Origin of the sequence: Pseudoalteromonas sp. S408 (assembly GCF_005886645.1) — a bacterium.
In the GTDB taxonomy this organism is placed as follows: domain Bacteria; phylum Pseudomonadota; class Gammaproteobacteria; order Enterobacterales; family Alteromonadaceae; genus Pseudoalteromonas.
On record NZ_PNDY01000013.1, the window covers coordinates 253,271 to 277,160 of the forward strand.

Annotated in this window: 28 protein-coding genes; 7 read left to right on the forward strand and 21 right to left on the reverse strand. The window is 39.1% G+C overall.

What is annotated here, in order from left to right:
* Positions 1-119: 119 nt before the first annotated feature.
* Entirely contained in the window at positions 120-2,003 is a 1,884-nt protein-coding gene (locus tag CWB62_RS12460) for an EAL domain-containing protein (protein ID WP_138527534.1), read from the forward strand.
* Positions 2,004-2,036: 33 nt separating this feature from the next.
* Here the strand turns inward: CWB62_RS12460 and trmB are convergent, their stop codons facing one another.
* The 8 genes from trmB to folB form a co-directional block, all read right to left on the reverse strand.
* The gene (gene trmB, locus CWB62_RS12465; protein ID WP_138527533.1) at positions 2,037-2,705 is read right to left on the reverse strand and encodes a tRNA (guanine(46)-N(7))-methyltransferase TrmB; all 669 of its coding nucleotides are present in this window, start codon (positions 2,703-2,705) and stop codon (positions 2,037-2,039) included.
* On the reverse strand, positions 2,705-3,472 hold the full coding sequence (locus tag CWB62_RS12470) for an ABC transporter permease (protein ID WP_138527532.1): 768 nt from the start codon (positions 3,470-3,472) through the stop codon (positions 2,705-2,707). Before CWB62_RS12470 ends, trmB begins: the two co-directional genes overlap by 1 nt.
* The gene (locus CWB62_RS12475; RefSeq protein WP_138527531.1) at positions 3,473-4,402 is read right to left on the reverse strand and encodes an ABC transporter ATP-binding protein; all 930 of its coding nucleotides are present in this window, start codon (positions 4,400-4,402) and stop codon (positions 3,473-3,475) included. It abuts the gene before it with no gap.
* Positions 4,402-5,022, reverse strand: a complete 621-nt coding sequence (locus tag CWB62_RS12480; protein ID WP_138527530.1) for a flavin prenyltransferase UbiX — start codon at positions 5,020-5,022, stop codon at positions 4,402-4,404. Before CWB62_RS12480 ends, CWB62_RS12475 begins: the two co-directional genes overlap by 1 nt.
* A gap of 1 nt (position 5,023) precedes the next feature.
* Entirely contained in the window at positions 5,024-6,379 is a 1,356-nt protein-coding gene (gene mpl / locus CWB62_RS12485) for a UDP-N-acetylmuramate:L-alanyl-gamma-D-glutamyl-meso-diaminopimelate ligase (RefSeq protein ID WP_138527529.1), read from the reverse strand.
* A 175-nt stretch (positions 6,380-6,554) separates the two neighbouring features.
* Positions 6,555-7,355, reverse strand: coding sequence for an undecaprenyl-diphosphate phosphatase (locus CWB62_RS12490; protein ID WP_138527528.1), 801 nt, complete (start codon positions 7,353-7,355; stop codon positions 6,555-6,557).
* On the reverse strand, positions 7,352-7,840 hold the full coding sequence (gene folK / locus CWB62_RS12495) for a 2-amino-4-hydroxy-6-hydroxymethyldihydropteridine diphosphokinase (protein ID WP_138527527.1): 489 nt from the start codon (positions 7,838-7,840) through the stop codon (positions 7,352-7,354). Before folK ends, CWB62_RS12490 begins: the two co-directional genes overlap by 4 nt.
* Complete coding sequence (gene folB / locus CWB62_RS12500; protein WP_058404938.1) at positions 7,841-8,200, reverse strand: dihydroneopterin aldolase; 360 nt, start codon at positions 8,198-8,200, stop codon at positions 7,841-7,843.
* 244 nt (positions 8,201-8,444) lie between these two features.
* On the opposite strand from folB, the gene plsY reads away from it, so the two are divergent.
* Positions 8,445-9,056, forward strand: a complete 612-nt coding sequence (gene plsY / locus CWB62_RS12505; protein ID WP_138527526.1) for a glycerol-3-phosphate 1-O-acyltransferase PlsY — start codon at positions 8,445-8,447, stop codon at positions 9,054-9,056.
* Positions 9,057-9,065: 9 nt separating this feature from the next.
* On the opposite strand, the gene tsaD is transcribed toward plsY, so the two are convergent.
* Genes tsaD through CWB62_RS12520 form a run of 3 tightly spaced genes read right to left on the reverse strand, consistent with a single transcriptional unit; the run spans position 9,066 to position 11,067 of the window.
* Positions 9,066-10,079, reverse strand: a complete 1,014-nt coding sequence (gene tsaD, locus CWB62_RS12510) for a tRNA (adenosine(37)-N6)-threonylcarbamoyltransferase complex transferase subunit TsaD (protein WP_058404936.1) — start codon at positions 10,077-10,079, stop codon at positions 9,066-9,068.
* A gap of 57 nt (positions 10,080-10,136) precedes the next feature.
* On the reverse strand, positions 10,137-10,727 hold the full coding sequence (locus CWB62_RS12515) for a YjaG family protein (protein ID WP_138527525.1): 591 nt from the start codon (positions 10,725-10,727) through the stop codon (positions 10,137-10,139).
* On the reverse strand, positions 10,720-11,067 hold the full coding sequence (locus tag CWB62_RS12520) for a putative signal transducing protein (protein ID WP_138527524.1): 348 nt from the start codon (positions 11,065-11,067) through the stop codon (positions 10,720-10,722). The genes CWB62_RS12515 and CWB62_RS12520 overlap by 8 nt, the downstream gene beginning before the upstream one ends.
* 81 nt (positions 11,068-11,148) lie before the next feature.
* On the opposite strand from CWB62_RS12520, the gene CWB62_RS12525 reads away from it, so the two are divergent.
* The 3 genes from CWB62_RS12525 (at position 11,149) to CWB62_RS12535 (ending at position 13,538) form a co-directional block, all read left to right on the forward strand.
* Complete coding sequence (locus CWB62_RS12525; protein WP_006791572.1) at positions 11,149-11,580, forward strand: DUF2721 domain-containing protein; 432 nt, start codon at positions 11,149-11,151, stop codon at positions 11,578-11,580.
* A gap of 357 nt (positions 11,581-11,937) precedes the next feature.
* A complete protein-coding gene (locus CWB62_RS12530; protein WP_138527523.1) occupies positions 11,938-12,822 on the forward strand; it encodes a LysR family transcriptional regulator in 885 nt (294 codons plus the stop codon).
* A 95-nt stretch (positions 12,823-12,917) separates the two neighbouring features.
* Positions 12,918-13,538 (forward strand): 2OG-Fe(II) oxygenase, encoded by a 621-nt coding sequence (locus tag CWB62_RS12535; protein ID WP_138527522.1) that lies wholly within the window; start codon positions 12,918-12,920, stop codon positions 13,536-13,538.
* Positions 13,539-13,543: 5 nt separating this feature from the next.
* Here CWB62_RS12535 and ubiA read toward each other — a convergent pair whose 3' ends face one another.
* The gene (gene ubiA / locus CWB62_RS12540; RefSeq protein ID WP_138527521.1) at positions 13,544-14,422 is read right to left on the reverse strand and encodes a 4-hydroxybenzoate octaprenyltransferase; all 879 of its coding nucleotides are present in this window, start codon (positions 14,420-14,422) and stop codon (positions 13,544-13,546) included.
* Positions 14,419-14,958 (reverse strand): chorismate--pyruvate lyase family protein, encoded by a 540-nt coding sequence (locus CWB62_RS12545; protein WP_138527520.1) that lies wholly within the window; start codon positions 14,956-14,958, stop codon positions 14,419-14,421. Before CWB62_RS12545 ends, ubiA begins: the two co-directional genes overlap by 4 nt.
* Positions 14,959-15,125: 167 nt before the next feature.
* Between CWB62_RS12545 and CWB62_RS12550 the strand changes: the two genes are divergently transcribed.
* Positions 15,126-15,524, forward strand: coding sequence for a flagellar basal body-associated protein FliL (locus CWB62_RS12550; protein WP_058404929.1), 399 nt, complete (start codon positions 15,126-15,128; stop codon positions 15,522-15,524).
* Between the two features lie 2 nt (positions 15,525-15,526).
* On the opposite strand, the gene glpG is transcribed toward CWB62_RS12550, so the two are convergent.
* The 6 genes from glpG to CWB62_RS12580 form a co-directional block, all read right to left on the reverse strand.
* Entirely contained in the window at positions 15,527-16,354 is an 828-nt protein-coding gene (gene glpG / locus CWB62_RS12555; protein ID WP_138527519.1) for a rhomboid family intramembrane serine protease GlpG, read from the reverse strand.
* On the reverse strand, positions 16,351-16,668 hold the full coding sequence (glpE, locus tag CWB62_RS12560; RefSeq protein WP_138527518.1) for a thiosulfate sulfurtransferase GlpE: 318 nt from the start codon (positions 16,666-16,668) through the stop codon (positions 16,351-16,353). Before glpE ends, glpG begins: the two co-directional genes overlap by 4 nt.
* 68 nt (positions 16,669-16,736) lie before the next feature.
* On the reverse strand, positions 16,737-17,762 hold the full coding sequence (tdh, locus tag CWB62_RS12565) for an L-threonine 3-dehydrogenase (protein WP_058404927.1): 1,026 nt from the start codon (positions 17,760-17,762) through the stop codon (positions 16,737-16,739).
* Positions 17,763-17,808: 46 nt separating this feature from the next.
* Positions 17,809-19,002, reverse strand: coding sequence for a glycine C-acetyltransferase (locus CWB62_RS12570; RefSeq protein WP_138527517.1), 1,194 nt, complete (start codon positions 19,000-19,002; stop codon positions 17,809-17,811).
* Positions 19,003-19,170: 168 nt separating this feature from the next.
* Positions 19,171-19,731 (reverse strand): D-glycero-beta-D-manno-heptose 1,7-bisphosphate 7-phosphatase, encoded by a 561-nt coding sequence (gene gmhB / locus CWB62_RS12575; protein WP_138527516.1) that lies wholly within the window; start codon positions 19,729-19,731, stop codon positions 19,171-19,173.
* Positions 19,728-20,789 carry a glycosyltransferase family 9 protein gene (locus CWB62_RS12580; RefSeq protein WP_138527515.1) on the reverse strand — a complete coding sequence of 354 codons (1,062 nt, stop codon included), beginning with the start codon at positions 20,787-20,789 and terminating at the stop codon, positions 19,728-19,730. Before CWB62_RS12580 ends, gmhB begins: the two co-directional genes overlap by 4 nt.
* Before the next feature lie 123 nt (positions 20,790-20,912).
* Here CWB62_RS12580 and CWB62_RS12585 point away from each other — a divergent pair, with 123 nt between their 5' ends.
* The gene (locus CWB62_RS12585) at positions 20,913-21,635 is read left to right on the forward strand and encodes a 3-deoxy-D-manno-octulosonic acid kinase (protein ID WP_138527514.1); all 723 of its coding nucleotides are present in this window, start codon (positions 20,913-20,915) and stop codon (positions 21,633-21,635) included.
* Here CWB62_RS12585 and CWB62_RS12590 read toward each other — a convergent pair.
* Together CWB62_RS12590 and CWB62_RS12595 are read right to left on the reverse strand one after the other, a co-directional pair.
* On the reverse strand, positions 21,624-22,709 hold the full coding sequence (locus tag CWB62_RS12590; RefSeq protein WP_138527513.1) for a glycosyltransferase: 1,086 nt from the start codon (positions 22,707-22,709) through the stop codon (positions 21,624-21,626). The genes CWB62_RS12585 and CWB62_RS12590 overlap by 12 nt on opposite strands.
* On the reverse strand, positions 22,706-23,779 hold the full coding sequence (locus CWB62_RS12595) for a hypothetical protein (RefSeq protein WP_058404921.1): 1,074 nt from the start codon (positions 23,777-23,779) through the stop codon (positions 22,706-22,708). Before CWB62_RS12595 ends, CWB62_RS12590 begins: the two co-directional genes overlap by 4 nt.
* Positions 23,780-23,890: the final 111 nt, after the last annotated feature.

Below are 23,890 nucleotides of genomic sequence, written 5' to 3' on the forward strand. Positions count from 1 at the left end.
CGCATGACAAAAAAGTGTTAATTTAATTAAAATTTTATTTAACTGAATAAATACTAATTTTTTATTGGGCAATTTGGTATTTTAAGTATAATAAAAAAAACAACAAAAAAGGGACAGACATGCTTAAGGGAAGAGTAAAAGTGAGCTGGTTAGTAGCCGGTTTTGCTTTATTTTTAGTCAGTTTAGTTGTCTATATCTATTACACCTACCAAACAACCCGCGCTGAAATTATGGAGTCTGTCGATGCTCGTCTACTTAATGCCGCAGCCACTGTAAAGCATATACTAGGTGATGATTACCTAAATACCATGAATCAAAACGGCCAAATTAATTTTATTGATTATGAAGTCAAAAGCAGGCAGCTTTCAGAGTTTGCACAAGCACTGGATGTTGAATATGTATATGCGATGATATTAAAAAACAACCGCGTATACTTTACTGCATCTAGCTATACTCAAGACGATATGAGCAATGGCAAAATAACGCAATATTTAGATATATACCCAGAAGCAACCAATCTCAACATAAGCGCTTTTTACTCCACAGAACCAGTATTTGAAGTTTCAGCGGATCAGTGGGGGCATTTTAAAACGATATTTATTCCTTACGTAGATACTCGAACAGGTACCACTTACCTTACCGGCGCCGATATAACGATTAACGACCTAAACCAAAAGCTGAGTGAAAGCGTTTCTAAAGCAGCTGCTATGGCAAGCTTTTTCTTTTTTATAGCAGCGCTTGTTGCCGCTATTTATGTTTATTTACTCAAGCGTTCATTAGCAACTGACTCCAGTACCGGCTTTGATAACCACATTGCTTTGGAATATTTTCTCAAAAAAAGTAATAACCACCATATGCAACTAGCCGTTGTATGGGTGAACGAAATTGAGGATATAAATAGTTTTTACGGCACTGAAATTGGCGACCGAGTAATGAAAAATCTACTTATGCATTTTAAAAGCCGTTGCTCTACTCACTGTCATTTATATCGCTTAGCAACGAATAAACTGGTACTGCTTTCCCCCAAAGAAACACCTTATGAAGAACTTAACGACTTAATTGAAACCTATAATGCCAATACGCCTTTATTAACCGACCCATTCATATACATCACTTTATGTGCGGGCATTGCAACTGGCAATAAGTCACTATTACTTGAAAATGCTCATATTGCTGCCCTGCAAGCAAAACAAGGCAGACATACGGTTATTAATTATTCAAAAGCCCTACATGATGTTAAAACTCAATATCAATACAATGTAGAAATGGCTAAAGAAGTTCACGATGCGTTTGATAACAACCGAATTGTGCCCTACTTTCAACCAATAATAGATACCAAAAGTAATCAGGTAGTGCAGTATGAATGCTTGGCTCGGATGGTGACCGCAAGTGGAGAGATTTTAAAACCCGATGCGTTTTTAGATGTAGTTACTCGCTCTAGAATGGACGGGTTATTAACCCGCACTATATTTTCGCAGTGTATTAGTCGCTTTAGAAAGACTAATATTTGCTGGAGCTTAAATATAACAGCGCAAGATATGTTAGACCCAAGTTTAAACGAATATATTACTAACGAACTTAAACGTTATCCACACCCAAGCAATATCACTTTAGAGTTAATCGAAACGCAAGCCATTGCTAATTATTCAGAAGTGAAAGCCTTTATTTCTATGGTAAAAAGTAAAGGGGTAAAAGTCATTATTGATGATTTTGGAAGTGGCTATTCAAATATTTCAAATGTGCTTAAGCTAGAAGTAGATGGAATTAAATTAGATGGTGGATTGATAAAACAAATAATAAACGATAAAGACATTTACTTATTTATTGAGCATATAGCAGCATTTGCTAACCAATTAGATTTACAGCTCATTGCTGAATCTGTAGAAAACGCAGCCATAGTTAATGCGCTACAAAAAGCAAATGTGACGCTTATGCAAGGTAATTACTTTGCTTATCCCGCGCCACAATTCGCTATATCTGAAGATACTAATTTAGCCAGCTGAGTAAACTGTAACGACTAAATATTCTAGCCATACTTAGGTTAAATTGATGATAAGCCGATGACTTTGCTGACCGCTAGCCCAATACTTACGCTCAAACGGAGTGATTGCATCATCTGACTCATAAAGTGTCACTTCGCAGTGATTACCTGTAAGCGCAAGCGCTCTGGCAAACTCCTTTACATAAATATCCCAATTACTGCGAACCTCTAATTGCCCACCCAATTTAACAATAAACGGAAAAATAGCCGCACCATGCCATCTGCGCTGAATATGCTTTGATTTAGGCCATGGATTTGGGTAAAGCAAATAATGATGCGTAGGCTGCCAATTAGCAGCCACTGCTAAACGCCAAAAATCGTTTAAATCGGCTTGCACTAAGATATACTGCCCGCTATCAGTTTGCTTGTATTCTACGTCGTGCTTATCAAGTCGATGAGATGATTTATCAATACCAATCACCAACGCATCGGGGTGCCGTTTAGCTAAGTTCGCGCTACTTTCCCCCACACCACAGCATGAGTCTAAAATAAGTGGTCCATCAAATGCCCGCACCTTTTCATTAACCTCATCAAATGCCGCTTGCGTGTGTGCAGCAATGGGCTTTTTAAACTCGGCGCTTAAATGCTTATTTACTACTTCATCAAGCTTTTCATGAATACCAGCCTGATTAGATACAATACTTCGAGAATTTGCATCACTCATTAATGTCTTAGCCCCACACCTTTTCTGATTAATGTAAGCGCAACAGAAAATAACACTGTAATGAACACTAAAATAACACCCAATGCGACCGTTAAATCAACATCCGACACACCTAAAAATCCATACCTAAATGCGTTAACCATATAAATGATTGGGTTTATTTGCGATACGTTCTGCCAAAACTCAGGTAGTAACGTAATTGAATAAAATACACCACCTAGATACGTTAGCGGAGTAAGTATAAATGTGGGAATAATACTAATATCATCAAAACTATTAGCGTAAATAGCATTAATCAAACCACCTAATGCAAACACCGCAGAAGTTAAGATAACTGTTGCCATTATTACAAAAATATTATGTATTTGAATATCAACAAACAGTAGCGACACGCAGGTAACAATAAAGCCTACCATCATACCGCGCGTCATACCGCCTCCCATGTAGCCTAATACAATTATATAATTAGGCACCGGAGCAACGAGCAACTCTTCAATACTTTTTTGAAACTTGGTTGAATAAAAACTAGAGGCGACATTAGAGTATGAATTAGTTATAACCGACATCATAATTAAGCCGGGTACAATAAACTCCATGTAACTAAATCCGCCCATTTCACCAATACGCGAGCCAATTAAGTTACCAAAAATAACAAAATACAAACTCATTGTAATAGCTGGTGGTACTAAGGTTTGCACCCAAATACGTAAAAAACGAATACACTCTTTAATCCATATACTTTTTAAGGCTACGCCATATTTTAACATTTATTCGCCCCGCCCTTGCTCTAGTAATCCTACAAATAACTCTTCTAATCTATTGGCTTTGTTACGCATACTCAATACTGTATTACCTTGTGCTGTGAGCTCAGTAAATACCGCATTTAATCCTTGCGATTTTGCCACTTCAACCTCAATGGTATGATCGTCCGTCATAGTGTAGGTATACCCAGGTAATGTGACGGGCTTTGCTGGCATTTTTAAATCAAGCACAAAGGTTTCTTTATCAAGCTTTGCTAATAACGCTTTTATGGTGGTATTTTCTACGATGCGCCCACTATCGATAATAGCGATGTTTTTACACAGTAACTCTGCTTCTTCAAGATAGTGCGTGGTTAAAATAATTGTGACGCCTTGCTCATTAATTTTGCGTAAAAACTCCCACATAGAGCGGCGTAGCTCTATATCTACTCCCGCTGTTGGCTCATCTAAAATCAGCAGCTTTGGCTCGTGCATCAGTGCGCGTGCAATCATTAAACGGCGCTTCATCCCACCTGACAAAGTGCGCGCTTGTTTATCTTTTTTCTCAAGTAACCCAAGCTGAGCTAAATATTTATCTGCACGCTTATGTGCTTCACTGCGCGGCACACCGTAATAACCCGCTTGATTTACTAATATTTGGGTCAACGTTTCAAACTGGCTGAAGTTGAATTCTTGTGGCACTAAGCCTAAATGCGCCTTGGCAGCTTCAAGATGGGTATCGATATCGCAACCAAATACCTCCACTTTACCTTCAGTTTTATTAACCAAGGACGAAATAACACCAATGGTTGTTGACTTACCTGCGCCATTAGGCCCAAGCAACGCAAAAAAATCACCTTCTTCTACTTGTAAGTCAACACCTTTAACAGCCTCTACGCCGTTTTTGTATACCTTGGTAAGGCCTTCGATATTTAATGCAATACTTTGCTTACTCATTACTTACCCTCACCATAGCCCCAACGTTTTGTTAGAGCATGCTCAATGTTTAAATGATCTAAAATTCGCGCCACCATAAAATCAACTAAGTCTTCTATGCTTTGCGGTTTATGATAAAAGCCAGGCGCTGCGGGCATAATGGTTACACCCAATCGCGATAGCTTTAGCATATTCTCTAAATGGATCTCGCTAAAAGGCGTTTCGCGCGGCACTAAAATAAGCTGGCCACGTTCTTTAATCACCACATCAGCCGCACGCTCTAGTAAATTATCAGATGCGCCTACCGCAATCGCTGATACCGATCCTGCACTGCATGGACAAACAACCATTTTTTTCGGCGCGGCAGAGCCAGAAGCTACAGGGCTAAACCAGTTATCTTTACCAAACACTTGTAATTGCAGTGGTTTTGCATCAAATAGCGCATTTAATTGCTCAGTGGCTTTATCTTCATTTGCAGAGAGCTTTATGTTTGACTCAGTATCAAGCACAACTCGAGCCGCACTCGAAATAAGTACATACACTTGATACTGCTGCTCAAGCAGTACTTCAAGCAATTTTAATCCATATGGCGCACCAGAGGCACCGCTAAACGCTAAGGTTATTTTATCTTTAAATTGCAAATTATTCTCCGCTGTATTTATCAGCCAATCCATCAACAAGCTGCTGATGGAGGCCATTAAAACCGCCATTACTCATGATTAAAATGTGTTGATTAGGCTGCACATTTTCAAGCACCCTATTAATAATCGACTGTGTGCTGTTAAAGCATTGCATACCCGCTTTTTGGGCTTGTTCTTTGAGCGACCAACCTAAGTTTTCGGGTTCAAACAAAAGCACCTCATCAGCCTCAGCCAATGAAGCGAGTAACGTGTGTTGATGCACACCCATTTTCATGGTGTTTGAGCGGGGCTCTAAAATAGCAATAATTTTTTCATCGCCAACTTTAGCGCGTAAACCCGCTAAGGTTGTTGTAATCGCTGTTGGGTGATGAGCAAAATCGTCATACACCTTAATACTATTTATGTCGGCTTTGAGTTCCATGCGCCTTTTTGGGCTTATAAACTCGGCAAGTGCATCAATACTGTGACTCACAGCAATTCCCACATGGCGCGCAGCTGCAATTGCCATAATCGCATTTTTTACATTATGTTCGCCAATTGCGCCCCAATTAACCGTACCTTGCAGCTCATTATTCAAAAGTACATCAAACTCGCTGCCATCGGCTTTAATTAGTTTATAGCCCCAATCGCCATCTAACGTTTCGCTTTCACTCCATAGACCTTGCGATATAACGTCTTCAAGCGCTTTGTCTTGTTTTGGCCAAATGACTTTACCGCTGTAAGGTAGTGTACGCATTAAGTGGTGAAATTGTTTTTTAATTGCGTTCAAATCATCAAAAATATCTGCGTGATCAAATTCAAGATTATTTAAAATTAGCGTACGCGGTAAATAGTGAACAAACTTACTACGCTTATCAAAAAAGGCGGTATCGTACTCATCGGCTTCAATTACAAAAAATGGGGTTTCGCCCACTTTAGCCGACACACCAAAGTTTTGTACTACGCCGCCGATTAAAAAGCCAGGCTTAAGGCCCGCATATTCGAGTATCCACGCAAGCATACTGGCTGTGGTGGTTTTACCATGCGTACCAGCTACCGCAAGTACCCAAGAGTTTTGCAATAAGTTATGCTTTAACCACTCAGGGCCTGAGGTATAAGGTAAGCTGTTATCTAACACATATTCAACACATGGGTTACCTCGGCTCATGGCATTACCAATCACCACCATATCGGGTTTTGGCTCCAATTGAGATACGTCGTAACCTTGAGTGAGCTCAATACCAAGATCTTCAAGCTGGGTGCTCATAGGTGGGTAAACGTTTTGGTCTGAACCTGTCACTTGATGACCAAGTGACTTAGCAATGGCTGCAATACCGCCCATAAACGTACCGCAAATGCCCAAAATATGAATATGCATATACTTTCCTTAAACCGTATGCTCACTTTGCAGCTGTGCAAAGTTTAATGGCGCTATAATGCCAAATTTCGCGCATAGTTACCATTATATGTAGGTATTTTACTAATGCTTAAAGTCATTATCACAAACAAAAAAGCCTTCTAAATTAGAAGGCTTTTTTGCAAAGTAAATTAATCTACATACTTAAAAAAACGATTAAACCTAAGCCTAAAACTAATCGGTAAATGACAAAAGGTAACATTCCCATTCGTTCAATCACTTTTAAAAATAAATAAATACACGCATAAGCAGATAAAAAGGACAGTACCACCCCTAGTAACAATGTGCCCCATTCAACAACGTGGTCGCCCAATGCGAGCTCTACTGTGTAATAAAGCCCCATCATTGATATAACAGGAATGGCGAGTAAAAACGAAAAGCGCGCTGCGCTTTGCTTATTCATGCCTAGCATTAAACCCGCTGTCATTGTAATACCTGAACGAGAGGTACCCGGGATCATAGCAACGGCTTGCGCCAAGCCAATCATTAAAGCCGACTTCCAATTAAGTTGATAAATTGTTTTAACTTGTTTTCCTTTGGCATCAGCGTACCAGAGCAGCAAACCAAAAATAATGGTGGTGGCAGCAATGACCCATGCACTTCGAAGGTATAACTCAACAAAATCCTTAAGTAACAAACCAAATACTGCAGCAGGTATTGTCCCTAAAATAATCCACCAGCCGAGTTTACTGTCGTCTGTTTTACCTTGTGCGCCAAACGATTTAAACCACGCACTGAGAATATCAGCCACTTCTTTACGAAAATAAATAACAACCGCTATTAAAGTGCCCACATGCACTGCAACATCAAAAGCGAGTCCTTGATCTTCCCAGCCTAAAATTTGCGAGGGTAAAATTAAATGAGCCGAGCTAGATATGGGTAAAAACTCAGTAAAACCTTGAATTAGCGCTAAAATTATTATTTCTAAAATACTCATGGGTTAGAAAACTCCACCTTCCATAGTTTTTGTTGAGGGTTATTATATTCATTCCATAATTGAGCAATTGTTTGCTTAGCTACAGGGTGATAAAAACCGGGGGCAACCTCACTGAGAGGCTGTAGTACGAATGCATTTTTAGTGATTTCATCGCGCGGCAATTGCGCAGGGCTGTCACAAATAACATCGTCGTAAAACAATAAATCTAAATCAAGGGTTCGTGGGCTGAACTTTTTATCATTAGGTGTACGACCATTATCGCGCTCTATTTCTTTTAGTAACGCACACACTTCAGCTAGCGGCCTATTTGTTTTTGCCCCAACGACCGAATTATAAAAGTTATTACCTACGAAACCTACGGCTTCGCTTTCAAAAACAGACGAATGCTCTATATTTTTAAAATGCGTTTTAAGCGCTTTTAAGGCACTTTGCATATAGTGCACTTTGTTAATATTTGACCCAAGACTAATAAATATTTGCGCCATTTAAACGCTTGCCTTATTGCGAGTTATTTCTACTCCAACAGTTTGTGCTTGAGGCACTGCTGCAGGTTTACTCACTCTAATTTTCACTTGAGTTGTATTGAATTCCGTTAAAATAATATCAGCCAATTGCTCAACAAGTGTTTCAAGTAACTCAACAGGCTTAGCAGTACTATGTGCAATGACGCGTTCGCTTACTTTTGCGTAATCAAGTGCTAAATTAATGTCATCATTTGCGGCAGCGGGTTTAATATCACTTAGCATTTCAATATCAAAATAAAGGCTCTGTTTACTTTCTTTTTCAAAGTCGTACACTCCAATAATCGTGTCGACGTGCAATTGAGATATAAATACCTTATCCATTGATACTCCAAAAGACCAACAACTGTTCTAACTACATAAACTAATTAAAAATTAATATTGTATATGCTTTAATCAGTGTTTAAATATGTAAAAATACCTTCTACAATAACAAAATAACGCGTTGAGCTAAAATTGATAGAAGTATAATACTTTTAACGATAAATTTTGCCGCCAATAATAGCCCAAAAACGATGTTAATTGCATTAAATGTAACGGGTATAACGATAAAAAAATAAGGAACTATGTGTTAGCCATTTTGATGTTTGTTTTAGCGTACCTACTTGGGTCGATTTCGTCGGCTATTTTAGTGTCGCGCCTATTTAAACTCCAAGATCCCCGCACACATGGCTCAAATAACCCAGGCGCAACTAATGTTTACCGCTTAGGTGGCGCTTTTCCTGCTGTTTTAGTTCTTGTTTTTGATATTTTAAAAGGCACAATTCCAGTGTGGGGGGCCTATTTTTTACAACTTGAGCCTTTAGTTCTGGGCGTTGTTGCCGTCGGCGCCTGTTTAGGGCACATGTACCCCGTGTTTTTTAATTTTAAAGGAGGCAAGGCCGTTGCAACCGCATTTGGTGCTTTACTTCCAATAGGTTTATCCCTGGCAGGGTTATTAATTGCTACTTGGCTAATTATAGTTGCGGTAAGTCGCTACTCTTCACTTGCCGCCCTCGTTACCGTTTTACTCGCACCGCTTTATACGTGGTTAATCAAGCCCCTATATACATTGCCAGTGGTTTTTATCACGGTGCTCATTATTTTTCGCCACAGAACAAATATAGTTAGGTTATTTGCGGGCGAAGAACCAAAAGTGGGGGCTAAAAACGCCCCCACCGATAAAAATAAACCAACATAACCCGTTAAATTAAATGGGCTCGAGGCTGTCTATTGGCCAACGTGGCTTGGTTTTCATATCGAGAGTTGCAAACTGACCTGCTTTTAAACGCTGCATTCCGGCATAAGCAATCATTGCGCCGTTATCTGTACAAAACTCTGTACGCGGATAATAAACCTCACCTTTCATCCCTTGCATTACGCGCTCAAGCTGAAGCCTAAGCTGAGTATTTGCGCTTACTCCACCTGCAATGACTAAACGTTTGATGCCTGTTTGCTTAAGCGCTCGCTTACATTTAATAACTAACGTATCAATAACGGCGGTTTGAAATGCATGAGCTATGTCAGCTTTAGTTTGCTCGTCTTCGTCATTTTCACGAATGGTAATCGACGCCGCAGTTTTTAAGCCACTAAAGCTAAAATCAAGGCCTGGCTTGTCAGTCATTGGACGAGGAAAGATAAATCGCTTTGGCACACCCTGCTCTGCTAATTTAGCCAAGCGAGGGCCTCCTGGGTAATCAAGACCTAATAATTTAGCTGTTTTGTCAAACGCTTCACCTGCAGCATCATCAACAGACTCGCCCAGTACTTCGTATTGACCAATGCCTTCAACTTTTACCATCATGGTATGGCCACCAGAAACAAGTAACGCAATGAACGGAAATTCAGGTACGTTTTCTTCAAGCATAGGAGCAAGTAAGTGACCCTCCATATGATGTACCGCTACAGCAGGAATATCCCAGCCATAAGCCAAAGAGCGGCCAATTGAAGTACCCACTAACAACGCCCCAACCAAGCCGGGGCCAGCGGTATAAGCAATACCATCTAAATCTTCAGGGCCACAACCCGCTTGAGCAAACGCGGCATCAATAAGAGGTAGAGTTTTACGCACATGATCGCGTGACGCAAGCTCAGGAACCACACCACCGTAGTCAGCATGCACTTTTACTTGGCTGTATAATTGATGAGCTAATAAACCTTTTTCATCATCATAAATTGCAATACCAGTCTCATCACATGACGATTCAATGCCTAAAATTCGCATTGTACTTCTCCCGCTTTTTTATCACTACTTAATCAAAGTTCAAGTTACTTAATTTGTTTATAACGTCAAACCAATATTTGTTTGACCATCAACAACAGCAAATTTTTTCAGCGCTTTTACACTATCTGAAGTAATACGCCCCATATTTTCAACAAAATCAATAAGCTCAGCTAACACTTCAATTTCATACTGCATCAAAGGGTGTTCCCTAACAGCGGTATTGTCTGCAATTTCACCGTCTACTGTCATTTGGTATTCAATAAAGCGCGCAACGGTTGCTTGCGAAATTTTACTAACGCTTACAAATTCTTTATCGTCTTGTGCCATTAAGCCATGCATCAAGCTCAGTAATGACGTTGCCGCATCAATAGCCGGGTATGTACCAAACATATCAAAATCAGCCAGCTCTGGAACATTAGGTTCCACTTTTTCAACTTGCTTTTCTAAATCAATCTTACTTTTTGGTAGCAAGATTTTTTCCCAACAAACATTAAGCGCATTACGAAGTAACGTTTCATCACCAAACCCCGTAGCTTCACTAAATAAACCGTAATTTGGCAACATACGTTCAATTAGCGCACTTGCTAATACCGCTTTTTGTAAATAGTTTAGCTCTCTAATACGCTGAAAATTATTTGCTTTAGTCATTCTTTAACGTCTCACATGACCAACAAAAATCAAATGTTGATCCATTATGCTCATTACAGTTAGGACATACCCAATCTGGAGCGGATTGTTTTACTTGCTGATAGTTTACCAATATTTGTCGCGCATGGCGCTCTTTTATCGCATAAACCTGCACTCTAACTTGTGCCTGATCGAAAGGAATTTCTCCAAGTGCGCCTTGAAGCATTTCTCCTGCAACTTTACACTCTATCCCGCCTGCTTGAATTAACCCCTTAACAATACTAGCCTCTAAGGTGTTGGCTGCTTGGTAAATTGTTATCCAATTAAATGCACTATCTGCTGTGTTTTTATGAGTTTGCAATATCGACCTCGATTATTTTGTGTGTACAATACTTTAAGGTATTGAGAACGTTATTAAACAATATTCAAAAAAGGCGCAAGCATGACACTTACAACCCCGGGTCTACTTTTTCCAGCGATATCTTTATTACTTCTTGCTTATACAAACCGATTTTTAGTGCTTGCGCAATTAATCAGAGAATTAAATGCCAGAGAAGGCGAGTCAATTCGACCTGTCGTTGTTGCGCAAATTACCAATTTAAGAAAACGTATAAAACTAATAAGAACGATGCAAGTTTACGGTGTAGGCTCCTTTTTATTGTGTACTTTGTCTATGTTCGCTCTTTTTATTGAGTTTAATACCACGGGTATTATTTTGTTTGGCGTAAGCCTAACCTGCTTAAGTTTATCTTTATTAACGTCTTTATTTGAAATTCATATTTCATGTGATGCAATAGAAATTGAGCTTCAAAATATTGAAAACAAACCATTGAGTAACAGAGCAAACAAAAACTTTGACAATAAAACAAGCTAAAAGACTAAAATTCGTGCAAATATTTTAATTATTGCTTAATCAATGCCCTACTTTGTGGCATACTTTTTCATTAATTAGCATAATAAAGTTATCTAATATTTTATTTATAGATTTATACCTGCTTTTTATTTTAACTTTGCCAGATAGGGATGTTAGGTGAATACTAAACTATTAGCCTTTAGTCTAAAGGTTAATACTTTTTAACATTTTTACACTTTTATTATTGTGCAAACAGATATATTGTGTGATCTATCGGTTGTAAATTTACATATATTTTTTAATAGTTTAGACAGGTAAAACAAACAGAATATTGATGTATCATTACATCACAACTTACTTATAAAAAGGGACTATAAAGTGAGATTTGAGCAATTAGAACAATTTGTAGCACTTGGTGTGTTACGTCACTTCAGACAGGCCGCAGAAAAAACGCAAATTAGTACTTCTGCGCTTACCCGTAGTATTCAAACCCTAGAAGATGAAATGGGCTATGAGCTAGTTACGCGCTCAACCCGCTCAGTAAAACTGACTCCTGAAGGCGAACTTTTTCTTGATTACGCCAAAAATACACTTAGCGAATTAGAAAACACCAAAAAGCGCCTGTTTCAATCTGTTCATGGCAATGCCGATGAAAAACTTATTATTGGTTACACAAATAAGGCGAGTAATATTGTGCCTATCTCATGTGGGCAATTTTTAGCGCAGTACCCACATGTAAAAATTGAAATGCAATTACAAGAACAGCATGAATTAACGCGTAAGCTTCAAGAAGGTGAAATAGACATTAGTGTTTATTCTCAAGCTATAAATAGTATTGGTAGCGATATTCATCTGCCTGATCAGCTTATTTTATTTGTATCTAAACATCACCCGCTTGCCCAAAAAAGTGACATAAGCAAACACGAACTTGACTCCTATTCAGCCTTTGGCTGTTTCTCTCAGTCAAAACAAGTTCAAACCATGCTAAATGAAGCCATTGATTCTTTAAATAAATCATCAACTATTAAAATGGGCAGTATTGAACAGGTTATATCGGGCATTACTAAATCAGATAGTTTTGCAATCGCCAGTATTGAACATGCAAACACAGTGGCAGAGCACACCGACCTGGTTCAGTTAAAAACAAATAAAGACCTAAGCCATGAGCAGTTAGTTGTTCAAACAAATCAACAAACAGCTGTTACTGGACACTTGGCACATTTACTTTCACTCATAAAAAAAGCAGCCACAACAATTAATTAATCTATTATTATTTTTGAAATAGGTGCAGCACAAAACAATAGCTTTTTACTCTTTTTCGGCTAAACTGGCGCACCTTCAAAAAAAGAACCACATAAATGATCAACTTTTCAACCGATGGTGCGTTTTATAACGATATTGAAAACCGCGGTTATACAGTTATACCCAATGCCATAAACAAAGAACTAATAGCTGATTTAATGGCTGATTGTTATCGTATAAATCCGCACTTTAGCCTTGCTGGTATTGGTCGTTTAAATCATTTACAAATTGACGATAATATTCGAAAAGATAAAACTTATTGGTTTGATGGGTCATCCCAAGCACAATTAACCTACCTAGCTGTTATGGAGAGTATTCGCACAACGCTCAATCGCACTTTTTTTATGGGGCTATTTGATTATGAATGTCACTATGCAAAATACACTCAGGGTGACTTTTATAAAAAGCATGTCGATGCCTTTAAAGGACGCTCAAATAGAGTATTTACCAGCGTTTTTTATTTAAATACACCAGGCGAAGGCGGTGAGCTTGTAATTTATAAGCCAAAAAGCAAAGACATTGAAATGACTATTGCGCCAGAGGCGGGAACGTTAGTTTTATTTGAAAGCGAGCGCTTTGTCCACGAAGTATTACCAGCAGTAGATAATCGGTATTCAATTGCTGGCTGGTTTAGAAAAAACGCATCAATTAGCGGAATTATTGATCCACCTCGTTAATATAACTAAATGTTAATGGGGTACGAGAATAGTAAACCAGCAAAAATAGCCATGCCAACATAATGGTTGTTTAAAAATGCTTTAAAGCATGCGTCTCTATCTCGTCTTAAAATTAACACGTGTTGATAAATAAGCAACGTAACTGCAATTAGTAGCCCGCCCCAAAACGGCATACCTAAATGATTAATCGAACCTATATAAGTTAAAAGTGCGATAAATAAAGCATTTAGTATAAAAATGATATGGCGGTCGAAGCGACCAAATAAAATAGCGGTCGATTTAACACCTATTTTTACATCATCATCTCTATCAACCATGGCATACATAGTATCGTACGCAACCGTCCAGCATATATTAGCAATAAACAGCAACCAAGCCTGTATAGGTAATGCATCAATAGATGCCATATAAGCCATCGGAATTGCCCAACCAAATGCGGCCCCAAGCACGACTTGCGGCAATTGGGTATAGCGCTTCATAAACGGATAGCAAAACGCGAGCGCAAGCGCACCAAAAGACAATAAAATGGTGTTAACATTCAGCATTAAAACCAAAATAAACGCTACAAAGATCAGTAATAAAAATAAACTTAGTGCTTCTGCGCTTGCTACCGTACCAGATGCTAGAGGACGTTGAGCTGTGCGTTTTACAGAGCCATCTACTTTTCTATCTGCAAAATCATTTATCACACAGCCTGCACTGCGCATTACTACAACACCCAAAGTAAACACTATAAAATTAATTAAGCTCGGCGTACCGCTATTGGCAAGCCATAAAGCCCAATATGTTGGCCATAAAAGCAATAAAGTACCTATTGGCTTATCAACACGCATAAGCTGTAAATAATAAGAAAAGTGCTTAGCTTTTAAACCTGCTAATTTCATAAGTAAAGATACGCTCCAGGTAAAAATACTTCCGCCACCAAAAATTGATACTCACTTAACGAAAACACACTGCGGCGACCTAATAATGTTTGTATTGGCAAATTTTGCTGTGCCACTAAATTTTGTATTGAATGTTTGTTATCGAAACGGGCTATTTCAATATTTTGACGAACAAGCTCGGGCTGTTGAAAAATAACATCGCCTAAGGGACGCTCTCCCATATTATGAAGCGAGTTGTGAGTTTGGTTATTCGGCAGCCAACTTTGAGCGTAAACCATGGGGTGATTATCGCATAATAAAAGCACTTCTCTGTTTAACGCCGATGACGTTTTGCAGTCTAGTAATTGCTGCTGTTCATGGTTTAAATTAAATGTCTGTTCGCTGAGTACTTTTACACTAAAAGAAGTTGCTTTACTTTTTAGTTTAGCGGTTAAAGAGCGCGGCTCAAAAAGCCATTCTCGCTCTGTAGGTGTAAAGTCATCGGTTTGTATAGCCGATAGCCAGTTAGCTGATAAAGATAAAGGAAAAGTTGCCACAATAACTCAATAAAATATAATCCAAGTAAATGATAACATTGCCTAAGCATTTGAAAAAGAGCCTATTCACTAACCCAAGTAACTAATATAAATAATTGCTTGGCGCTGTTTATTACCTATTATTAAGTATAAACTATTTACAACATGTTTTCGGAAACGCTTTAAATATGAAAAAAATAGTATACGTGGGTCTTTTTACATTAATTATGAGTTTAGTGAGCCTGAGTGCCCGAGCAGAGTCAACGGTTGGTTACTTTGGTTTTGAACCTGACATAATCACTAATTATATTGGCGCATCAAGTAAAAAAATGGGTTATGTGCGCGTTACCGTTGACTTAATGCTAAGTGATAATTCAGACATCGCTGTTGTTGAGCATCACACCCCTTTATTAAGAGACGCTATTGTAGAAATTTTATCGAAAGAGCCTGAAGAAAAAATAAAGTCATTAACTGGTCGCGAAGAAATTCGCGCAAAATGCATAGAAAAATTAAAAAGCCTGTTAAAAGAAGAAACAGGCCAGGAAATTATTCGTGAAGTGTTATTTACTAAGTATTTGTACCACTAAGTTCAACCACCTTTAGGCTCATTAGTAAATAGTTGGGCGGTATAGGCAAACGCCATTCCGCTCACAAGTCCACCTAAGTGTGCCCAATTAGCCATTCCAAAAAACAGCACATCAGCAAAGCCAAGCACTAACCAAACAAGCATAAAACCTACAATTGAGGTACTCACTAATGCCGGTTTATGCGGGTTTAAAAAACTATGAATCCAACAATAACCTAGCAAGCCGTATACCACGCCACTTAAACCGCCAAAATTAGGCCCAACAATTAAATATTGCGCCCAGCTACTGATTAAAGCAGTAACAAAAAACAGCCCTATTAGACTCAATTTTCCACATTGCTTTTCAATATTGTCTCCAAGCGATACCCACCATATTAAATTAAACACTATGTGGATTGCGCTAAAGTGAACCAAGGCCGGCGTTAACCAAGTTATAGGAGACGAAGGATCAAATTGTAATGCAGAATAAATACTCTCAAACCCACCCAATAAAAACGCAACATAAATAACAATACTAAATACACTGACTGACTGATTAAGCCAACTCAGCGCTTTAAATCGCGCTATGAGATTTAGCGATTGCCCTTGATACTTTAGGGGCGATTGCGTACTACCTACATGCCAAGAAGCTTGCTGATATCGTGGATGAGAGGGATTTTGAGTAAACTCAACCCAAAGCGGTTGTACTTTATGAAAATGCTCTTCAGATACACTAATAACAACATGGCTACCATCGGTTGAATGTAGGCGCCCATCTAAACCTTGGCTTTTTAAATAATCTATAAAGCCTTGTGCGGCACGCGGGTTATTTAAACTGCCAAGTTCTATCATCGTTCTACTTTCTCGCTGTAGGCTGCTTCCCAAGCTGTAAAACCGCCATCCATGCTATATACATCCTCAAAACCTTGCTCAACTAAATAACTTGCAGCACCTTGCGAGCTCATACCGTGGTAACACACAATTATAATGGGCTGATCGAACTCTTTTTCCATCATAAACTGTGCAATATTGGCATTTGATAATGCCTCAGAGCCTGGGATATGGCCCGTTTGATACGAGTTAGGATCGCGTATATCTGCAATTACTACGTCTTCTTTGTCTAATAACTCATGCGTTTGCGCAATCGATATATGTTTAAATGCCATTGAACTCTCTTTAATAAATAAAATAAAAAAGGCGGCCATAGCCGCCCTTCTTGTAATTTTTTATGGAATTAATCCCAATTTAAAATTACTTTTCCTGACTGACCTGAAATCATCATATCAAAGCCAGCTTGGAAGTCATCTACAGAATACTGATGCGTTATGATTGGGCTTAAATTAAGACCTGACTGAATCAAACTTGCCATTTTGTACCAGGTTTCAAACATTTCGCGACCATAAATACCTTTAATCACTAAACCTTTAAAAATAACTTGGTTCCAATCTACCGCCATATCTGATGGCGGGATACCTAACATGGCAATTTTACCACCGTGGTTCATGTTATTAAGCATTGAATTGAATGCGCTTGGCACGCCTGACATTTCAAGGCCAATATCAAAGCCTTCTGTCATGCCTAAATCGGTCATAACCTCTTCAAGCTTTTCGTTGGCAACATTTACCGCGCGAGTTGCGCCCATTTTACGAGCAAGCTCTAAGCGATATTCATTTACATCAGTAATTACAACATGACGCGCGCCTACATGTTTAGCAACGGCTGCAGCCATAATACCAATTGGACCAGCGCCTGTAATAAGGACATCTTCACCCACTAAATCAAACGAAAGCGCTGTGTGTACCGCATTGCCAAACGGGTCAAAAATAGACGCTAGTTCATCTGAAATGTTATCTGGAATTTTAAACGCGTTAAATGCAGGGATCACCAAGTATTCAGCAAACGCACCTTCGCGGTTAACACCAACACCTGTGGTATTACGACATAAATGAACACGCCCAGCACGGCAGTTTCGACAATGCCCACAGGTAATATGACCTTCGCCAGAGACGCGGTCACCAACAGCAAAACCACGAACTTCTTGTCCCATATCAACTACTTCACCAACGTATTCGTGGCCAACTACCATAGGCGTAGGAATCGTTTTACTTGCCCACTCGTCCCATTTATAAATATGAACGTCAGTTCCACAAATAGCCGTTTTGCGAATTTTAATAAGCAGATCGTTGTGGCCAACTTCTGGTTTTGGCGCATCTGTCATCCAAATGCCCGGCTCTGCTTTTAATTTAGATAATGCTTTCATGAATTACACTCAACAAAAAACCGAAAAGACTTCGGTTTATTAAAAATTAAATAACGCCCATTTCTTTACCAATACGAGTAAAGGCAGCGATCGCTGTATCAAGCTGCTCGATACTGTGCGCTGCTGAAATTTGCGTACGAATGCGAGCTTGCCCTTTTGGTACTACTGGGAATGAAAAGCCAGTCACATAAATGCCTTCTGCAAGTAATTTGTCTGCCATAAGTGATGCCACTTTAGCGTCGCCTAACATAACGGGGATAATGGCATGGTCTTTACCTGCGCAGGTAAAACCCGCCGCTTCCATTTGTTCACGGAAGTACTTAGCATTTGACCAAAGCTTAGCCCGAAGTTCGCCGCCATTTTCAAGCATTTCTAGCACTTTAATTGATGCTGTAACAATCGAAGGAGCTAGTGAATTAGAAAACAAGTATGGACGAGAGCGCTGGCGTAGCCATTCAACAATTTCTTTTTTACCTGAGGTGTAACCACCTGATGCGCCGCCAAGTGCTTTACCTAATGTACCAGTAATAATATCTACTCGGTCAAGTACATTACAATACTCTGGTGTACCTTTACCGTTTTCGCCAACAAAACCAACTGCGTGAGAGTCATCAACCATAACAAGAGCATCGTATTTATCGGCCAAATCGCACACGGCTTCTAAATTACAAATTACGCCGTCCATAGAAAACACGCCGTCGGTTGCAATTAATTTAGTTTTAGCACCCGCTTCGTCTGCAGCAATAAGTTGCTTTTCAAGATCGCTCATGTCGTTATTCGCATAGCGAAAACGCTTAGCTTTACATAAACGAACGCCATCAATAATTGACGCATGGTTTAATGAATCAGAGATAATGGCATCTTCTGCGCCTAAAATCGTTTCGAATAGGCCAGTATTAGCATCAAAGCATGACGAATATAAAATGGTGTCTTCGGTTTCTAAAAATGCACTAATTTTTTGTTCCAGTGTTTTATGAATATCTTGCGTACCACAAATAAAGCGCACAGAGGCCACACCAAAACCATGCTTACTTAAGCCATTTTGGGCAGCTTCAATTAGCTCTGGGCTATTAGCTAAACCTAAGTAATTGTTAGCACAGAAGTTAATAACACTACCTGAGGCAACTTCTATTTGAGCTTGTTGCTGAGACTTAATAATACGTTCGTTTTTGTACAAACCTTCTGATTTTACGTCTTCAATTTGCTGTTGTAGCTGGCTAAAAAAAGCAGATGTTCTCATCTGTGTTCTCCATTTAATTGAACGGGTAAACAACAACATTTTAGTTACTGTTTAAGATGGGGGGTATTGTAAAAGTTTAGCGAAGAAAATGCACGGTTTGCAGTTCGTCGCAAAGTGGCTGACTGGCAGGAATTCCTGCCAGTTTACAGCCAATTAGGGTAGGGTTATTTACCTGCTTAAAAGTGCAGTTAACTCATTGATTGAATCAATAACTAAATCAGCATGTTGAGGTGCATCGCTCGGTAAATTTTTACCAGACCTTACTAATACTTTTACGCCAATACAGGCGTTACTGGCCGCTTGCATATCACTAAGCTTGTCGCCCACCATAATACTTTTTTCTGGGTCGATGCTATGGGTATCAATACCCTCAAGCAACATACCCGGTGCGGGCTTTCTGCAATTACACTGTTTTAAATACTCAGGTAATGCCTTTTTTGGGTGGTGAGGACAAAAGTATACATCGGCCACTTCGATGTCATGCGCACTAAATTGGTTTTTCATCCAACCTGTAAGCATTAGGAAATCGTGTTGTGTGTAATATCCTCGCCCAATCCCCGATTGGTTGGTCACTATGATTATTTTATAGCCTGCATCGTAAAATGCTTTACAGGTACTAAATACACCGTCAATAAATTCAAAATCTTCACTTTTATATACATAACCATGATCAATATTAACGACTCCATCACGGTCTAAAAAAAGGGCTTTATTTTGTTGTAGGCTCATTTTAATGACTCTTTTTTTACAACATGGTCAAACATTGCCTTTACGCTTTCTACGCTTATCTGGCTCATTAAATCATCGCCTTTAACGCGGGTCCCCCACGGTACTTGCTGCGCCGTTTTACCGGTTTGATTAAGTAAGTTTTGATGATAAACCTCAACGACGTAGTTTTGGTATAAATAGGGGCCTGTGCGTGCAGGGTTTGAATGCGCATATAAACCAATAACAGGCGTGCCAACGGTTACTGCCATATGAGCAGGCCCAGTATCGGGGGCAAGTACTAAATCAGCTCTTTTTAATACACATAACAGCTCTTTAAGCTTAGTTTTGCCAACTAAATTTAAAATAGGGCTGTTGCAATGTTTAATAATATTATTCGCTAAGTTTACTTCAAGCTCGGTAGGCCCGCCGGTTAAAGCAACATTAAAACCTTGCGCATGCGCGTGGTCAGCTAGTGCAGCATAGCGTTCAGGCAACCAATTGCGCTGAGCTTTACTAGCCGCTGGCGAGATAACAAATAGCTTGTTAGCTAAATACTCTTGCCCTAATAACTCGTCTGCTCTGCTTTGATCTTGTGTGCTGTAAGGCATTTGCCATGAAGGCGTGTAATCATCGACACCTATTGCATTAGCAAAACCTTTAAAGCCCTCTAATACATGCGACTCTTTTTGCGCTGCTATGCGTTTATTTATAAATAAGCTGTGTAGCTCTTTTGAGCGCGCCCAATCAAATCCTATTTTTACTTTTGCAGGTATACAGCGTGCTACAAAGCCTGCTCTTAATGCCACCTGCATATTAAGAAGTACGTCAAACTGCTTACCTTTAAAGGTGTTTTTTAATTTCTTAAGCGCAGCGTTACCTTCTTTTTTATCAAAAATTACCAGCTCTACGCCTGGTAAATCAGCAAGTAACATAGCCTCTACTTTACCCATTACCCAGGTTATTTTTGCATTAGGGTGCGCTTTTTGAATTGCTTGAACAGCACTAACCGCATGGCAAACATCACCAATAGCAGAGAGTCTTAAAATACAAATAGAGGAGTAATTAGGCACTTGAGTCACGCATTCCGTTAGGCTTTAAATAATAGGTTAAGATCTTAAATTATACTCGCGTTAATGCAAGTACTTATCCTGCGCCATAAAACACGTTAATATAGGCGCATTATTGAATTATTTTAACAAGCTATGTTTAATACACTAAAGCAAGGCAAGCACACTATTTTAAGCCATCCAGATTATTTAAACCTTGTTGATATAAACTGGTTTGATGCAACTTATTGGCAACAGCAAAATAAAATAGTGGGTGCTAAAAAAGGCCGTGCTACGGCATGGTTTTTTAAACACGATAACTTAACCGCTGTGCTCAGGCATTATTGGCGCGGTGGATTAGTTGGTAAGGTATTAAGCGATCAATACCTTTACCCTGGCCTTGAAAATACGCGCGTTTACAAAGAATTTAGCTTAATGATAAAGCTTATTGAACTTGGCCTAAATGTGCCTAAGCCCATTGCAGCTAAAGTATTTCACAATGGTTTGATTTACCGCGGCGATATAATTACACAAGCGGTAAGCGGCGCTAAAAGCCTGCTCGACATTTTAATTGAGCGCCCTTTAAATAATGATGAGCTTGAAAATATAGCCAGCACTCTTGCGTCATTTCATATTAAAGGGGTGTACCACGCTGATTTAAATATCAATAATATTTTATTTAATGAAGACGGCGACGTATATGTTATCGACTTTGACCGGGGTGAAATTAAGCTGCCAAACGCACAATGGCAGCAAGCTAATATGGCTCGCCTTGCACGTTCATTTTTAAAAGAACAAGGCCGGAACAATAGCTTTTATTGGCAAAGTAACGACTGGAAAACTTTGCATACTATTTATAAGCAAAAGCTATCTGCTTAGCGCTAAATACTGCTGAGAAACTTGCTCAGCACTCACTTTTTGCAAAATATCGGCGCTTTCCACGCTCGGCTTATTTGCTAAAACGTGTTTTATTTTAGCCGCTAGCTCTTCGCTATTTCCTACAGGTACTAAGTAATTAACCAGCTCGCCTGTTAATATTTCACTCGGCCCGAAGGTACAATCAGTACTCACTACAGGTGTACCCACTGCTAACGCTTCAATTAACACTGTTGGCAACCCCTCAAAGTCAGAGCTTAAAACTAATGCCTGCGCGTGTTTAATCCAATTATACGGGTTTTGTTCAAACCCGGGGACAACTAATCGCTCTGCAATGCCATACTCTTTTGCAAGCTTAAACGCTTTTGCTGGCTTATTACACAAAAGCACTAATTTGTATTTTTTATCAAGTTTGGCAAATGCTGCAAATAAAATATCGTGGCGCTTTTGCTTAGCTAAGCGACCAACATGAATTAAATAAGGAGACTGCGGGATAGCCGTATTAATTTCATCTGATTGGCGTTTTATTTCAGATAAGTTAAATGGATTATAAATAGTAGTTATTGCGCTTGGCGTAATTAAATCGCCTTCGATGATTTCTTGCTCTACCCCTTTGGATACACAAACTAGTGACTTACCATTTAGGTTTTGTTTTGATTTTTTAAGATAGCGATAAGAAAACGGGCCTAATTTTTTTTGCCTAGCCAGCTCTGCGTTGACTGAGTTATGTACAACAAAATGTACATTTTTAACTGCACTTTTAGCAAGTAAATTATTACTTCTATCAAGGTTTGAAAGCACTAAATCTATCGCGCCTATGTCTTGTTGTTTATTGCTAAACCAGGCTTCTAACATTACAACGCTTTTATTTATGTTCCAAAAACGGTCTACTTTTGAAGCCCTATCAGAAAATAAACTATCGACCTTAACGCATTCAGGAATATCGTATTCAATGGAGCTTGCAAGTGATAATAAAGTAACATGATGCTCAAGTTCAACAAGCTGCGCAGCCAAAGTAAGCATCACTTTTTCTGCGCCACCGCCAACAAGAGAGTCAATTACTATCACAATGTTCATGCATGGCTTCCTACGAGCATATTTTTTACAGCACTGGTAATTACGCTATAGCTTTGAGGGTTCTCTAATTTATGGTATTTAATTAAGAGAGATTTGTAGCGACTGTCTTCTATTGCGTGTTCAATTTTAGAGACTATATCATCAGCATTAAGGCTTGCTTTAATAACTACACCTGTATTAACACAATTTTCTAGGCGAGCGTGTTGATCCTTTGAAATAGCGCAAGCTATTACAGGGGTTTGCAATGCAATGGCCTGCAACAAAGTATCACCAGCACTTAATAAAGCCAGCTTAGCCTGACTCAACAAGGCTAAAAAATCCGTTCCCTCTAAACTTGTTAAACAAATAATCTCGCTTGTTTTTGGTATTCTTTTTGTATAATTAGAACCAAACACGACCACTGTTTTTAAACCCGTTTTTTTTCCCGCTTTAAGCGCGGTCTCGAAGTAGGTGTCTGCACAATTTAAATTATTAAATGTATGTCCACCAGAGCCTGCATTTACTAATAAGTAGTTATTCTCTTCAAGCCCATATTTGTTCAAAACTTGCTTTTTTTGCTCAACTGAAGCGTGTGCAACGAAAGGGCCAACATTATACGGGTGAGCAAGGGGAAACATATCTAGCTTTGTATTTTCCACCCAACTTAAAGGCGCAATGCAATAATCTGGCTGTACAACCCAATGCGCATCAATTAAATTTGCACGGTTTAGCTTTAACCCTTTTGCGCGCTTTTTTTCATGTTGAGAGATAAAAACAACTTTAGCGCCAACCTCTTTTGCCGCTTTCATGTGTGCTGCGCGCCCAGCACAATCAAATACAACTACGTCTGGTTTGTATGCAGTAATAAAGTCGCACACTAATGTAACTTCTTTGGTTGCTGAAGTCTCAAGTAAGGTGGTATCAAAGGGGCAATTATCAGCGTAGGCTGTATACTTATTTAAAATAAAATGAATATCAAGCATCCCAGCAAATTCGGCGAGTAACCCATTAGCCAACGACAACGAGCGCATATATTCACCAATTCCTTCTGGTGACGATACTGGAATAAATAAAAGTCGTTTGTTGCTCATTGCATTCTCAATTTCCTATTTGATCTTTAGTATATCAATCAGGCCTTTGTTACGATAGATAGGTTACATTTTTATACATTTAATTGACCCTATAAATTTGAATATTTACTG